Consider the following 14436-nt stretch of genomic DNA (forward strand, 5'->3'; position numbering starts at 1 on the left):
AATGCTATGAACTCCCTTTTCAAGCGCTATTTCCTGCCCTATTTATGGATCACCCTGGCCTCCGCCGTCTACGCCCTGGGCTTCTGCTGGTGCTATGACCCCAACCAGATCGGCTTCGGCGGCATCACCGGCGTGGGCCAGATCCTCAACCACTTCTTCCCCATCCTGCCCATCGGCACGGTGGTCATCATCCTGAACATTCCCCTGTTCCTGCTGGGGTGGCGGCTGCTGGGCGGACACCTGCTGATCTCCTCCCTCTACGCCATGTTTATCTCCTCGGCATTTATCGACGTAATCAACTTTTTCTTCACCTTTGAGCCGATGGATCCCCTGCTGGCCTGCATCTTCGGCGGCGTGGCCATGGGCGGCTCCCTGGGCATCGTGTTCCTTCAGGGCGCCACCACCGGCGGCACCGACCTGATCGCCCGGCTGCTCAAGCTGCGCCTGGCCTGGCTGCCCATGGGCAAGCTGCTGCTGGTCATCGACCTGGTGGTCATCGTGGCGGTGGCCCTGTCCTTCCACAACCTGTACAGCGCTCTGTACGGCATAGTGGCGCTCTATATCTCCTCGCTGGTCATGGACGGCGTGCTCTACGGCATCGACAACGCCAAGGTGGCCTATATCATCAGCGACTCCTATGAGCAGATCACCGACGCCATCATTCACGACATCGACCGGGGCGTCACCATCCTCCAGGGTCAGGGCGCCTACTCCGGGGCGGAAAAGAAGGTGCTCATGGTGGCTTTCAAGCAGCGGCAGATCGTGGCCTTGAAGCGCACGGTCAAGGAGATCGACCCCGCCGCCTTCCTCATTGTGTGCGAGGCACATGAGGTGCTGGGCGACGGGTTCCGGGAATACAAGCAAAATGATATCTGAACAGACTGGGAGGGACACTGTATGTACGATTTTTCAACAGTCAAGGCCAATCTGGAGGCGCGGGGCTTCGCGGTGAGCTGCTTTGCCACGGCGGAAGAGGCTGCCGCCTACCTGGACGGCAAGCTGGACGGTAAGACCATCGGTATCGGCGGGTCCATGACCATCCGGGACATGGGGCTGGACCAGCGGCTGGAAACGCACAACCAGGTGATCTGGCACTGGAAGGGCGGCACCACGCAGGATGCCGCCAGGGCCCAGGCCTATCTGACCTCGGTGAACGGTCTGGCGGAGACCGGCGAGATCATCAACATCGACGGCACCGGCAACCGGGTGTCCTCCACCATCTTCGGCCATGAGGAGGTCTACTTTATCGTGGGCCGCAACAAACTGGCTCCCGACTATGACAAGGCCCTGTGGCGGGCCCGGAACATCGCCTCCCCCAAAAACGCCCAGCGGCTGGGGAAAAAGACCCCCTGTGCCGTAAAGGGGGACAAGTGCTACGACTGCAAAAGCCCTGAGCGGATCTGCCGGGCCCTGGCCGTGCTGTGGGAGGCGCCCAACGGCATCGGCCGGTCGGAAGTGGTCCTCATTGACCAGGAGCTGGGATATTAACTTGAGAAGGGGACGCTGCGGCGTGAAACGAGCCATTGTGATCCTGGCGCTGTGCTGCGCCCTGACTCTCTCCGGCTGCTCCTCCCTGCTGGACCGGCCCTATGTGATGGTGGAGCCCCATGTGGAACAGCCGGCGGTGGCCGGGGATTCCTCCACCCTCCAGGTGAGTACTTACTCCGAGCTGGTCAACGCGGTGCTGTTCCTGGTCTCCCAGGGGACGGAAGAGGGGATGATCCAGCTCACCGACTACCGGGGAGAGGTGGAGGACGACCTGAACCGGGCCTGCGTGGAGGTGGCCAAGGACGACCCTCTGGGGGCCTACGCGGTGGATTTCATCAAAAACAGCTATACCCGGGTGCTTGCCACTTATGAGGCCACCATTTCCATCACCTACCGCCGCACCAAGGAACAGGTGCAGAGCCTGATCAACGTCACCAGCACCAGCGCCATCCGCAAGGAGGTGTCGGCCGCCCTGTCCGAATACCGGCCGGAGCTGGTGCTGCGGGTGGGCTATTTTACCGGCGGCACGGATTCCGTGGCCGGGCTGGTACGCCAGGCCTACTACGACGCCCCGGCCTCTGCCATGGGTATGCCGGAATGTACCGTCACCCTCTATCCCGACACCGGCACCCAGCGGATCGTGGAGATCCTGCTGACCTATCCGGAGGACGTGGAGGCCATGCGCGCCAAGAGCGCCCAGCTTCAGGCGGAGGTGGAGGCCCTGTTTGCCCCTCTGAACCCTCAGCAGTACAGTGACATAGAGCGGCTGAGCCAACTCTTCCGCCTGCTGCCCCAGGCCGTCACCTATGACCCCGGAGGCGGCTCCACCGCCTGGGACGCCATTGTGGGGAACGGCGCCGACAGCCAGGGGCTGGCCCTGGCCTTCCAGCTGCTGGCCGGCGAGATGGGGGTGGACTCTACCCTGGTGGAGGGCACCCTGAATGGGGAGCCCCACTTCTGGAACCAGCTGTCCAGCGACGGCGGCGCCCACTACGTGGACCTGACCCGGGACAGCAGCGGCACCACCTGGTCCGCCCAGGATCTGCTGGATCTGGGCTACCTCTGGGACGGTGCGCCGAAAATTTGAGAAAAATAAAAAAAACACTTGACACCTGCGGCCCCATCGGCTATAATATGCTTCGTCGCTTGCAGGTGTAGCTCATCTGGTAGAGCGCCACCTTGCCAAGGTGGAGGTAGCGAGTTCGAGCCTCGTCACCTGCTCCAGAAAAAGAAACAGCACTCCATTTGGAGTGCTGTTTCTTTTTCTGGTTTTAAGACAATTCTATTCCCCTAAAATTTTTTTCAAAACAGGATTGACAAACGCGGTTAGTTGGTGTAAACTCATGCTCAGTCAGGTGGTTAGATATTGCTAACCGCTATTTTTACCTTATCTGGTTAGTCAGACTAACCGAAAGAAAGGAGACCCACATGATGCCGCTGACAATGGCCGACCAGGGAGAGCCGGCAACCATCCGCAAAATCACCGGAAAGGATGAGCTCCGGCAGCACCTGGCGGAGCTTGGCTTCGTGGTGGACGAGACCGTCACGGTAGTCAGCCGGCTGGGCGGGAATCTGATCGTCCAGGTGAAGGACAGCCGGATCGCTTTGGACCGGGACATGGCCAATCGAATTTTGGTGTGAGAGGAGAAACGCTATGAGGACCTTGAAGGACGCCAGGGTAGGCGACACCGTTGCGGTGGTCCGCCTCCACGGCGAGGGCGCGGTGAAGCGCCGGATCATGGACATGGGCATTACCAAGGGCGTGGAGATCCACGTGCGGAAGGTGGCCCCCCTGGGAGATCCCATGGAGCTGAGCGTGCGGGGCTATGAGCTCAGCGTGCGCAAGGCGGACGCTGAGATGATCGAGATCGGATAAGGGCTATATGGCAGCCAGTAGGGGCGCACACCGTGCGCCCGTCCGCCGTCTCCGGACGGCAATTTTTCAGAGCTTTGGTTAGTTTAAGCTAATCACAAAGAAGGGAGAACGACACATGGAGCTCAAAATCGCGCTGGCGGGCAATCCGAACTGCGGCAAGACCACGCTGTTCAACGCCCTGACCGGCTCCAGTCAATACGTGGGCAACTGGCCCGGCGTGACGGTGGAAAAGAAGGAGGGCAGGCTGAAGGGCCACAAGGACGTGGTGATCCAGGACCTGCCCGGCATCTATTCCCTGTCCCCCTACACGCTGGAGGAGGTGGTGGCCCGGAACTACCTGGTAAAGGAGCAGCCGGACGCCATCCTCAACATCGTGGACGGCACCAACATCGAGCGCAACCTGTACCTCACCACCCAGCTCATCGAGCTGGGCATCCCGGTGGTGGTAGCGGTGAACATGATGGATCTGGTCCGCAGGAACGGGGACCAGATCGACCTGGACAAGCTGGGCGCCGCCCTGGGCTGCCGGGTGGTGACCATGAGCGCCCTGAAGGGCGAGGGCGGCAGGGAGGCCGCCGAGCAGGCGATGACCCTGGCCAAAACCCGCAAGGCCGGGGAGCTGCCCCACGTGTTCACCGGCAGCGTGGAGCACGCCATCGCCCACATTGAGGAATCCATCTCCGGCCTGGTGGAGGAGCGCTACCTCCGCTGGTACGCCATCAAGGTCTTTGAGCGGGACGAGAAGGTGCTGGAGCAGCTGCACCTCACCGGGGAGCTGAAGGAGCACCTGGAGGCCCACATCGCCGACTGCGAGGCCGAGCTGGACGACGACGCCGAGAGCATCATCACCAACCAGCGCTACTCCTACATCAGCTCTGTGGTGGACAAAGCGGTAAAAAAGAAGCGGGCCGCCCACTCCATGACCGTCTCCGACAAGATCGACCGGGTGGTGACCAACCGCATTGCCGCCCTGCCCATTTTCGTGGCGGTGATGATCCTGGTGTACGCCATCTCCATGGGCGGCTGGACGGTGTCCATCGGCACCCGCCTCACCGACTGGGCCAACGACGGCCTGTTCGGGGACGGCTGGTTTGTCCCCTTTACCGCCGACGTGGACGCCTGGGACGAGGCCTCCGACGCTTTCAAAGAGGCCTCCGCCATGATTCAGGGCTACGAGAACGGCGACAGCGAGGTCTACTTCTACGACGACGAGACCGGCGAGACCACCGTGGTGCCCGTCACGGAGGAGGCCTACCAGGCCGCCCTCACCGTCTCCGAGCCCGACCCCAACGACTACGGCACCTGGGTGCCCGGCATCCCGGTGCTGGTGAAGAGCGGCCTTACCGCCGTGGGCTGCAATGAGGTGCTCCAGTCCCTGATCCTGGACGGCATGATTGCCGGAGTAGGCGCCGTACTGGGCTTTGTGCCCCAGATGCTGGTGCTCTTCCTGCTGCTGGCCATTCTGGAGGACGTGGGCTACATGGCCCGGATCGCCTTCATCATGGACCGGATCTTCCGCCGCTTCGGCCTGTCCGGCAAGAGCTTTATCCCCATGCTGGTGGCCACCGGCTGCGGCGTGCCCGGCATCATGGCCTCCCGCACCATTGAGCAGGAGCGGGACCGGCGGATGACCGTCATGACCACCGGCTTCATCCCCTGCGGCGCCAAAATGCCCATCATCGCCCTGTTTGCCGGGGCCCTGTTCGGCAAGTCCGCCTGGGTGGCCGTCTCCGCCTACTTCATCGGCGTGGCGGCGGTGGTGACCTCCGGCATTCTGCTGAAAAAGACCCGGGGCTTTGCCGGCGACCCCGCCCCCTTCGTCATGGAGCTGCCCGCCTATCACGCCCCCGCCGCCGGCAACGTGCTGCGGGCCATGTGGGAGCGGGGCTGGTCCTTCATCAAGCGGGCCGGCACCGTCATTCTTCTGTCCTCCGTCATCCTGTGGTTCCTCCAGGGCTTCGGCTTCACCGAGACCGGCTTCGGCATAGTGGAGGATAACAACGCCTCCCTGCTGGCCGCCGTGGGCCACACCGTGGCCTTTATCTTCGCGCCCCTGGGCTTCGGCACCTGGCAGGCCACAGTGGCCGTGGTTACCGGCCTTATCGCCAAGGAGGAGGTGGTGTCCACCCTCAGAGTTCTCTTCCCCGGAAACACTTCTATGGAGATCGCCGCCCACTTCTCCCCCATCGCCGCCTATTCCTTCATGATCTTCAACCTGCTGTGCGCCCCCTGCTTCGCCGCCATGGGCGCCATCAAGCGGGAGATGAACAGCCCCAAGTGGACCTTTGCCGCCATCGGCTACATGTGCGGCTTCGCCTATGTGGTCTCCCTCATCGTCTACCAGCTGACGGGTCTGGCCCTGGGCATGGTGGCCTTTGGTCCTGGCACCGTGGCAGCCCTGGTACTGCTGGCCGGCCTGATTTACCTTCTGGTGCGGAAAAATAAGTACGCCGATCAGGGCGCCGGCCTGCGGGCCGTGGCCGCCGCGGCAAAGTAATACAAAGAAAGGAGCATCTATATGCCCTCTATCCTCATCGGACTGGCGATTGCGGCCATCTGCGTGGCCATTATCGCAAGAGCAATCCACAACAAACGCAAAGGTAAGGGGGGCTGCTCCTGCGGCGGCTCCTGCGGGGGCTGCTCCTGCTCCGGCCTTTGCCGCCCGGAGTCCCGCCCGGACTCCACAGCGCAGAAAGGAGGTGCGTGATGGAGCTGACCTGTACCAACGTCCGCTATCTGCTGACCATCTATCACCTGTCCCGGGCCCGGCTGGAGGTCTCCTCCAAGGATATCGCCTGCTCCCTGGAGGTATCCCGGGCTTCCGTCACCAGTATGATGGGGGTGCTCACCGACAAGGACCTGGTGGCCAAGGAGCGCTACGGCAAGGTCCACCTGACCCGGAGAGGAACCCGGCTGGCCCGGGAACTGTCCGCCCAGGCCGACGAGCTGGCCCGGGAACTGGGGCCGCGGATGGGCCTGTCCGGTGAGGAGGCCTGGAAGGCCGCCTGCGCCGCCGTGTCCGAGCTGCCCCACCGCTGCTTTCCCTCCGTGTCCGCGGCGGAGCCTCTCCCCGCGTGATGACCGTTCCCTTTTCCCCCGCCCCGCCCGCCGGCAACCCGGCGGGCGGGGCCTTTTTCGTACAAAATGTGGAAGGGCCGGGCTTGAAATGGCCGTGAGGGGTATGATATAGTATCAGAGTATGTATTCGTTTCGGGAGGCGGGTTTTCTTGTTTGACGGACTGCTGTTTGATCTGGACGGGACCCTGTGGGACTCGGTGGACGCCATCTGCATTTCCTGGCGCAGCGTGCTGGAGCGCCGGGCGCCGGAGATGGCCGGGCTGATGACCCGGGAGAACGTGACCAGCTGCATGGGGATGCTCCTGCCGGATATCGTGAAAAAGGTGCTGCCCGACCTGCCCCCGGAGGAACTCCGTCCGGTGCTGGAGGAGCTGCTGGCGGAGGAAAACACCTATGTGGCCGCCCATGGCGGGACCCTGTTCCCCCAGGTACCCGAAACCCTTGCCCTGCTGGCCCGGGACTACCCCCTGTGTATCGTCAGCAACTGCCAGGACGGATATATCGAGGCGTTCTTCCAGGCCCACGGCCTGAAGCGCTATTTTACCGACTACGAGGACCCGGGCCGCACCGGCAAGGGCAAGGCGGACAACATCGCCCTGGTGGTGGCCCGCAACGGCATGAAGCACCCCCTCTATATCGGGGACACTCAGGGGGACTGTGACGCCGCCGCCGCCGCGGGGGTACCCTTCCTCCACGCCGCCCATGGCTTCGGCACCATCGACCATGCGGTGCCCTTTGTCCGCTCCTTTGCCGAGATCCCGGCGGCCATCGGCCGGCTCTCTCCCCCGTAAGGCGGGGCTTCTTCTCATCCCGATATGTACTTGAAACAGGAGGAATCACCTTGTCACAATACGAAGCTGAAATCAACCGCCGGCGCACCTTCGCCATCATCTCCCACCCTGACGCCGGCAAGACCACTCTGACGGAAAAGTTCCTGCTGTACGGCGGAGCCATCGCCCAGGCGGGCCAGGTCAAGGGCAAGAAGAACACCCGGGCCGCCACCTCCGACTGGATGGAAATCGAGAAGCAGCGCGGCATCTCGGTCACCTCCTCCGTCATGCAGTTCCAGTACGAGGGCTACTGCATCAACATCCTGGACACCCCCGGCCACCAGGACTTCTCCGAGGATACCTACCGCACTCTGATGGCGGCGGACTCCGCCGTCATGGTCATCGACGCCGCCAAGGGCGTGGAGGCCCAGACCCGGAAGCTGTTCAAGGTGTGCGCCATGCGGGACATCCCCATCTTCACCTTCATCAACAAGATGGACCGGGAGGCCCGGGATTCCTTTGAGCTGCTGGAGGAGCTGGAAAAGGAACTGGGCATCGAGACCTACCCGGTGAACTGGCCCATCGGCTGCGGCAAGGACTTTATGGGCGTGTACGACCGGGGCTCCAAAAAGATCATCCACTTCACCTCCAACGGCGGCGCCAAGGCGGCCACCGCCACCGAGGTGGAGCTGGGAGACCCCAACCTGGACGGCCTCATCGGCCAGCGGCTCCATCAGCAGCTCACCGACGAGATCGAGCTGCTGGACGGCGCCGCCGCCGAGTTCGATCTGGACCGGGTGCGCCACGGCAAGCTGTCCCCCGTGTTCTTCGGCTCGGCTCTGACCAACTTCGGCGTGGAGCCCTTCCTGGAACACTTTTTGCAGATGACCACCGCCCCCCTGCCCCGGAAGGCGGGGGACCAGATCATCGACTCCATGGACGACTCCTTCTCCGCCTTCGTGTTCAAGATCCAGGCCAACATGAACAAGGCCCACCGGGACCGGATCGCCTTCATGCGCATCGTCTCGGGCAAGTTCGAGGCGGACAAGGAGGTCTACCACGTCCAGGAGGGCAAGAAGATCCGTCTGTCCCGGCCCCAGCAGCTGATGGCCGCCGAGCGGGAGATCATCGAGGAGGCCTACGCCGGGGACATCATCGGCGTGTTCGACCCGGGCATCTTCTCCATCGGCGATACCCTGTGCGCCCCGGGGAAGAAGTTCAAGTTCGACCCCATCCCCACCTTCGCCCCCGAGCACTTCAAGCGGGTGCGGAGCCTGGACACCATGAAGCGCAAGCAGTTCCTCAAGGGCATGGAGCAGATCGCCCAGGAGGGCGCCATCCAGATCTTCAAGACCCCCTACTCCGGCATGGAGGAGGTCATTGTGGGCGTGGTGGGCACCCTGCAGTTCGACGTGCTGGAGTACCGGCTGAAAAACGAGTATAATGTGGATCTGTACATGGAGGGCCTGCCCTACGAGTACCTGCGGTGGATCGAGACCGAGGACGGCCAGCCGGTGAAGGAGGAGGACCTGATCCTGGGCACCGACACCAAGCTGGTGGAGGACTACAAGGGCAACCAGTTGCTGCTGTTCGGCTCCCAGTGGGCGGTGAACTGGACCCAGGAGCGGAACAAGAACCTCACCTTCCACGAATTCGGCGGCACCAGGTTTTAAAAACAGAGCGGCCCCGGGCGCAGACGCCCGGGGCCGTTTTTCCTATCACGATTCCTCATACAGCTGACAGACGGGCCTTGATGTCCGCCCGGTCCAGGGCCAGGGCCAGCACCCCGAACAGCACGCCGCTCCCCACCCCCTGGATCAGCGTACCCAGGAACTGGGGCAGGAAGGCATAGACGCCGCCCATCAGCAGGCAGGCCGCCAGGCCGTATGCCGCCGGAGACAGAAGGGCGGCCCCGAAGACGGCGGCGATATTCCGGGGCGCCAGGATCTTTGTGTGCTTGCTGGTAAACAGGAGCACGATCAGCGCCTTGATCAGCACCGTGGGCAGCGCCCACACAGGGGCGGTGAGCAGATCGGCCAGCCCCCCTCCCACCGCGGCGGCGCCCACCGCGTAGGGGGTGGGCAGCAGGCAGGCCGCCAGATAGAGCAGCGTGTCTCCCAGGTGGATGTATCCCCCGGTTGGAATGGGAATGTGGAGCAGATAGGCGGTCATTACCGCAATGGCCGCCGCAAAAAGGGCGGACAGGACCAGCAGGCGCAGCTTCCGGCGGTCATTCATGGGAAAAGCCTCCTCTTTCCAACGGATTTCTTGCCCCTATCCTACCGCCGTACTGACCTGTTTTAAATGTCCAGTTCTATTCTTTTTAAAAATATCAGTTATTTCAATCCGAATAAAATAAGCCGATTAAAAAACAGCGGCCCGCTCTCAGGTGGAGCGGGCCGCCGCTTTTCACTTCTTACTCCTTGGAGAACTGGTCCTTGCCGGCGCCGCACAGAGGGCACACCCAATCAGCGGGAACCTTGTCCCAGGGGGTGCCGGGAGCCACGCCGTTGTCGGGATCGCCGTTGGCGGGGTCGTAAATATAGCCGCACAGGTCGCAAACATACTTATCCATGAGAAAATCTCCTTTACTTGTTTTTTCACAAAAGGCAGGGCAGGCCAACAGCCTTGCCGAATTCCCTGCCTTGTGGTATGATACGCTTGTTACGCTACTATTTATAACATATGAGGGTACACCGTGAAAATTGGCAATATCACCATAAATTCAAAACTTGCGTTGGCACCTATGGCCGGAGTGACGGATCTGGGCTTCCGCACCGTCTGCCGGGAACTGGGGGCGGGGTATACCGTCACCGAGATGGTCAGCGCCAAGGCCCTGTGCTATCAGGACAAGAAGTCCATCCCCCTGCTGAAGCTGGGGGACGGGGAGCACCCCGCCGCCGCCCAGCTCTTCGGCAGCGACCCGGCCTGCATGGAGCAGGCAGCCGGCATTGCGTCGGAGGTGTCCGGGGCGGACATCATCGACATCAACATGGGCTGCCCGGTGCCCAAGGTGGCCAACTCCGGGGACGGCTCGGGACTGATGAAAAACCCCGACCTGGCGGTGAAGGTGGCCCAGGCGGTGATCCGTGGAGCCGGCGGAAAACCGGTGACGGTGAAGTTCCGGCTGGGCTGGGACAAGGGCTCCATCAACTGCGTGGAGTTTGCCAAAGCCATGGAGCAGGCCGGGGTGTCCGCCGTGGCGGTCCACGGCCGCACCAAGACCCAGATGTATTCCGGGAAAGCCAACTGGGACTATATCAAAGCGGTAAAAGAGGCGGTGTCCATCCCGGTCATGGCCAACGGGGACGTATTCGAGCCGGAGGACGCGGTCCACATCCTGAAGTACACCGGGGCGGACATGGCGATGATCGGCCGGGGCTGCTTCGGCAATCCCTGGCTGTTCCAGCGGGCCCAGGCCGCCTTGGAGGGACGTGAGATTCCGCCCCTGCCCCCGCTGGCGGAGCGGTGCGACACGGCGGTGCGGCAGTTTGAGCTGTCCGCCGCCCACAAGGGGGAGCACATCGCCTGTCTGGAGGCCAGGAAGCATTACGCCTGGTATCTGAAGGGGGTCCCCTACGCGGGGTATTACAAGGAACAGATCAGCCACGTGTCCACCATGGAGGACATCTACAAGGTGACGGCGGGCATCAAGCGGGATCTGAAGGACGAGGAACGGTAACGGTATTTTATTTTAGGGAGAAAGACCTGCTAACAAAAGTCAAGTAAAACTTTCAAAGGAAACGAGCAAAGGAAAAGGGTGCACCAAATTAAACCGCTGTGCATTTCAAAAAATGGCGGTCAGCCAGACAGTATAGAGCTGGGAAATCAGCCATGCTCCAGAGAATCCAGGTAGGCTTTCACAGAAGCGTAGTAGATGCGCAGGAACTTGTTGGCGGAGGCCATCATGTAGACACGGTAGGGCTTACCTTCAGAGCGTTTCTTGTTCATGAACTGGTAGACCGGCTCATCCATTGGAGCGCATTGCAGGAGGACCCCCATCACCAGAAAGAGCGTCCTTCGCAGTGAGGCAGATCCTCTCTTGGAAATGTTACGGCTACGGACATCCACTTGTCCAGATTGGTAAGGTGGGGCGTCAATGCCTGCAAAGGCCACCAGCGCTTTCTTGGAATGAAAACGGCGTACATCGCCAATTTCAGCTATGAGTTGGGGGCCGAGGGTTGGGCCAACACCAAACATCTCCATCACCACAGGATACTCCGGTAGAGAAACGGCCAGGGACTGCATCTCCTGCTTGAGAGCAGCTAACGCGGCGGAAGTTGCCCGGAGTTGGGAAACAGCCTGTTCTACCAAAAGTTTTGCCGTATCCGTTTTCGGCATGACACCGAAGTGTCCACATGCAGAGGCGTATATGTCCAGTGCCTTATCCTCGCTAAAATTGTAGCCGTGCTTTCTGCACCACTTCTGGTATTGGGTGGTAAAGGCCTTTTTAGACAAACCACAGACACTCTCACAATGCCAAAAAGCGGCTACAAAATCCACCCACTTCTCGCTGCCATCGGCGCGGGGTGGACTGGTAAACAGGCGGTTTGCATCAGGGAAAGCGGTGTCCAGCAGGGAGATTAGGTTGTTCTTCAGCATGGTCCGTACTTTGGAATACTGCTGGTACTGCCGGTAGCAGGTCTTCAGCATGAGCCGGGTGTCCTCCTCCGGGACATATTTCGGTAGTGTGAGCCAGTGGTCAAGGCCGTAGTTGGCCAGTTTCACGGCGTCCTTCTTGTCAGTCTTGCCTCGTCTTAAACTGTTGTTCCCATAGTCATGCACCAGCATTGCATTGACTACGGAGACATAAAGTCCCGCGTCGTGGAGCAGCCAGGCCACCGGCGCGTGGTAATTACCCGTGGATTCCATCACCACACGGGTCTCACCGTCCAAACTTTTGAGCAGCCCTGCCAGTTCGTTCAGTTCATTGGCGGTGTGTCGCACTTCAAAGGGTGAAACCACCACCTCACCGAAGGGGCGCATGACGGCGATCATGCTTTTCCCTTTGGAAACATCGATGCCAACGCTGTTCATCCACATTCCTCCAATACTAAAGAATCTGCAACCGGAATCCATCTTTTCTCGTTGCCGATTCAATCTATTGGGTGACGCGAACTCCCCGGCATCCGGTGGCTCAACCTGCTGAAATCGAACGCTACAACAAGAGGATGGCTGACAGTCTTTCGTACGGACTTACAAGCCCAAGGAGTGAGTGGTCAGCCAGTTGCTCCTCTTATTGTAGCTTAGGCACGAGATGGAGGGAAAGCCGGACTGGCTGCCCGGCTTGCCTGTCCAAATTTATTGTAATAGCAGTGNGTCTTTCGTACGGACTTACAAGCCCAAGGAGTGAGTGGTCAGCCAGTTGCTCCTCTTATTGTAGCTTAGGCACGAGATGGAGGGAAAGCCGGACTGGCTGCCCGGCTTTCCTGTCCAAATTTATTGTAATAGGAGTGAGCCCACATGTTAAACGAAAACATAAAAGCGCTTAGAAAATCAAAGGGGCTTTCCCAACAAGAGCTTGCCATAAAGCTGAATGTGGTGCGGCAAACCATCTCAAAATGGGAGCAGGGATTGTCAGTCCCGGATTCCGATCTGCTGATCTCCCTGTCGGAAGCGCTTGAGACGCCCGTTAGCACGTTGCTGGGAGAGACTGTAATGGAATCGGAGGCAGATACCGTAAAAGTGCTCTCCGAAAAGCTGGAAATCATCAATTTGCAGTTCGCACGAAGGAAGGCACTGAGAAGAAAAATCCTTCATTGGTCGCTGATTTCATTATGCGTGGTTATCGTGGCAGTTTCCGCGGCCTTAGTGGTCGTCAACAGTCCTTACCTGGGTTGGGATTTCAGTGACCCGGAAATTGCCGTCGCAGGCACGGTCTCCCACGCGTTTGAATGGCTGTTTGTCAGGTTGGCACCCATTGTCCTGATTGCGGCAATCGTCGGAGTTTGTCTGACAAGGAAAAAAGTATAAAAGTTTGAACTCAGCACGAATCACAAACCGTGTCGTTTTCTTTTGGCCTTACATCCTCTATGATCATATCAGCAGCTGCAGAGAATCAATGATTATAAGAGGAGAATAGTACCATGAACACAGATAAAATTTTTGCGGAAGCCGTTGCCAACGAATATGCCCCCAAGGATACCTCCAAGGTGGTCGCCCTGCGAAAGCTGGACTGGAAAGCGAAGCGCCCGGCCACAGTTTTCGCCTATGGTTTCGGCATTGGGGCGGCTCTGATCCTCGGCCTGGGGATGTGCCTCTCCATGCAGGTGATCGGAGAAGGCGGCATGCTGATGACGGGTGCCGGGATCCTTCTGGGCATCCTGGGCATTGTCGGAGTGGGCCTGAACTACCCCATCTACAAAAAGCTTCTCCGGACCGGCAAGGAAAAGTACGCCTTTGAGATCATGCAGCTGGCCCGGGAGATCAGCGAATCGGCAGAATAAACACGAGGAGGGCGGCAGATGAACAAGTCCGAAAGCAAATACTTCAATACCGCCCTGCGGATGAACGAGGCGCTTATCGCGCTGCTGGAGGAGAAGGATCTGGAATATATTACGGTGAAGGAGATCTGTCACCGGGCCGGCGTAAACCGGTCCACCTTCTACCTGCACTACGAGACCATCGCCGACCTGGTGAATGAGACCCTGGAGATGATCAACCAGCGCTTTCTCTCCTATTTCCCCCAGCAGGAAGAAGAGATTCTGGGCAATATGGGCAGCCGGGAGCGGGAAAAGCTGGTTCTGGTCACCCGGGAGTATCTTCTCCCCTATCTCCGCTTTATCAAGGACAACAAAAAGATCTACCGTGCGGCATTCCGGAACCCAGGCAGCATGCAGGCCTATGCCCGGTACGGGGACCTGAAGCAGCGCATCATCGGCCCCGTCCTGGAGCGGTTCGAGATCCCAGCCTCCCACCGTCCCTATTATATCGCCTACTATGTGGAGGGCATTGCCGCCATCGTTAAGGAGTGGCTGCGGCAGGACTGCGCGGATGAGGTAGAGATGATTGCCGACATCATCCAGTCCTGCGTGCTGCCCAAGGACGGCAGCCTTCCCGCCGCGGTACCCTCCCGCCGGAGCCGATAGCCCAGCCCCGCCCCGTCAGCAGAAACTGCGGACGGGAGGGATCCGCCTCCTCCTTCTCCCGCAGGCGGCGGATGTGGACCATGAGGGTATTCTCGCAGCCAACCAGGATGCCCGTCCTGCAAAGCACCGTGTGACT

The 14436-nt window shown here is 60.4% G+C and carries 17 protein-coding genes, 1 tRNA gene and 1 pseudogene; 15 read left to right on the plus strand and 4 right to left on the minus strand.

The genetic code is table 11. The features are described 5' to 3' along the window. Nucleotides 1–6 precede the first annotated feature (6 nt). From E0E41_RS15695 to E0E41_RS15745, 11 genes are all read left to right on the plus strand, one after another. A complete protein-coding gene (locus tag E0E41_RS15695; protein WP_130870690.1) occupies nt 7–876 on the plus strand; it encodes a YitT family protein in 870 nt (289 codons plus the stop codon). A 21-nt stretch (nt 877–897) separates the two neighbouring features. Next, nucleotides 898–1488 (plus strand): lactate utilization protein, encoded by a 591-nt coding sequence (locus tag E0E41_RS15700; protein WP_130870691.1) that lies wholly within the window; start codon nt 898–900, stop codon nt 1486–1488. A 22-nt stretch (nt 1489–1510) separates the two neighbouring features. Then, nucleotides 1511–2575: a hypothetical protein gene (locus E0E41_RS15705; protein ID WP_130870692.1), complete on the plus strand. Its 1065-nt coding sequence runs from the start codon at nt 1511–1513 to the stop codon at nt 2573–2575. Between the two features lie 61 nt (nt 2576–2636). Then, nucleotides 2637–2712: transfer RNA gene (locus E0E41_RS15710), tRNA-Gly, on the plus strand. A gap of 204 nt (nt 2713–2916) precedes the next feature. Beyond that, complete coding sequence (locus E0E41_RS15715; RefSeq protein WP_130870693.1) at nt 2917–3129, plus strand: FeoA family protein; 213 nt, start codon at nt 2917–2919, stop codon at nt 3127–3129. Nucleotides 3130–3142: 13 nt separating this feature from the next. Then, nucleotides 3143–3364 carry a FeoA family protein gene (locus E0E41_RS15720; RefSeq protein WP_130870694.1) on the plus strand — a complete coding sequence of 74 codons (222 nt, stop codon included), beginning with the start codon at nt 3143–3145 and terminating at the stop codon, nt 3362–3364. A 115-nt stretch (nt 3365–3479) separates the two neighbouring features. After that, entirely contained in the window at nt 3480–5861 is a 2382-nt protein-coding gene (gene feoB / locus E0E41_RS15725; RefSeq protein WP_130870695.1) for a ferrous iron transporter B, read from the plus strand. Nucleotides 5862–5882: 21 nt separating this feature from the next. Continuing rightward, nucleotides 5883–6071: a FeoB-associated Cys-rich membrane protein gene (locus tag E0E41_RS15730; protein ID WP_207303232.1), complete on the plus strand. Its 189-nt coding sequence runs from the start codon at nt 5883–5885 to the stop codon at nt 6069–6071. Further along, nucleotides 6071–6442 carry a metal-dependent transcriptional regulator gene (locus tag E0E41_RS15735; protein WP_130870697.1) on the plus strand — a complete coding sequence of 124 codons (372 nt, stop codon included), beginning with the start codon at nt 6071–6073 and terminating at the stop codon, nt 6440–6442. Before E0E41_RS15730 ends, E0E41_RS15735 begins: the two co-directional genes overlap by 1 nt. A 149-nt stretch (nt 6443–6591) precedes the next feature. Then, nucleotides 6592–7233, plus strand: a complete 642-nt coding sequence (locus E0E41_RS15740; protein ID WP_242623808.1) for an HAD family hydrolase — start codon at nt 6592–6594, stop codon at nt 7231–7233. A gap of 50 nt (nt 7234–7283) precedes the next feature. Continuing rightward, nucleotides 7284–8885, plus strand: a complete 1602-nt coding sequence (locus tag E0E41_RS15745; RefSeq protein ID WP_130870699.1) for a peptide chain release factor 3 — start codon at nt 7284–7286, stop codon at nt 8883–8885. A 55-nt stretch (nt 8886–8940) separates the two neighbouring features. Here the strand turns inward: E0E41_RS15745 and E0E41_RS15750 are convergent, their stop codons facing one another. Both E0E41_RS15750 and rd read right to left on the minus strand, forming a co-directional pair. Further along, a complete protein-coding gene (locus E0E41_RS15750) occupies nt 8941–9450 on the minus strand; it encodes a TIGR04002 family protein (protein ID WP_130870700.1) in 510 nt (169 codons plus the stop codon). A 178-nt stretch (nt 9451–9628) separates the two neighbouring features. Next, nucleotides 9629–9787 (minus strand): rubredoxin, encoded by a 159-nt coding sequence (gene rd, locus E0E41_RS15755; protein WP_130870701.1) that lies wholly within the window; start codon nt 9785–9787, stop codon nt 9629–9631. A gap of 123 nt (nt 9788–9910) precedes the next feature. Between rd and dusB the strand changes: the two genes are divergently transcribed. Continuing rightward, nucleotides 9911–10894: a tRNA dihydrouridine synthase DusB gene (gene dusB / locus E0E41_RS15760; protein ID WP_130870702.1), complete on the plus strand. Its 984-nt coding sequence runs from the start codon at nt 9911–9913 to the stop codon at nt 10892–10894. Between the two features lie 146 nt (nt 10895–11040). Here dusB and E0E41_RS15765 read toward each other — a convergent pair whose 3' ends face one another. Next, nucleotides 11041–12249 (minus strand): IS110 family transposase, encoded by a 1209-nt coding sequence (locus E0E41_RS15765; protein ID WP_130870880.1) that lies wholly within the window; start codon nt 12247–12249, stop codon nt 11041–11043. Nucleotides 12250–12675: 426 nt separating this feature from the next. On the opposite strand from E0E41_RS15765, the gene E0E41_RS15770 reads away from it, so the two are divergent. From E0E41_RS15770 to E0E41_RS15780, 3 genes are all read left to right on the plus strand, one after another. Further along, on the plus strand, nt 12676–13185 hold the full coding sequence (locus E0E41_RS15770; protein ID WP_130869275.1) for a helix-turn-helix domain-containing protein: 510 nt from the start codon (nt 12676–12678) through the stop codon (nt 13183–13185). Between the two features lie 113 nt (nt 13186–13298). Next, a complete protein-coding gene (locus tag E0E41_RS15775) occupies nt 13299–13658 on the plus strand; it encodes a dihydropteridine reductase (RefSeq protein WP_130869274.1) in 360 nt (119 codons plus the stop codon). Nucleotides 13659–13676: 18 nt separating this feature from the next. Next, nucleotides 13677–14300, plus strand: a complete 624-nt coding sequence (locus tag E0E41_RS15780; RefSeq protein ID WP_130869273.1) for a TetR/AcrR family transcriptional regulator — start codon at nt 13677–13679, stop codon at nt 14298–14300. A gap of 4 nt (nt 14301–14304) precedes the next feature. Here E0E41_RS15780 and E0E41_RS19180 read toward each other — a convergent pair. After that, nucleotides 14305–14424: pseudogene (locus E0E41_RS19180) on the minus strand (response regulator transcription factor); the annotation flags it as partial. Between the last annotated feature and the right edge of the window lie 12 nt (nt 14425–14436).

The sequence above is a fragment of the Intestinimonas massiliensis (ex Afouda et al. 2020) genome (assembly GCF_900626285.1).
GTDB classification, from domain to species: Bacteria; Bacillota; Clostridia; order Oscillospirales; family Oscillospiraceae; genus Flavonifractor; species Flavonifractor massiliensis_A.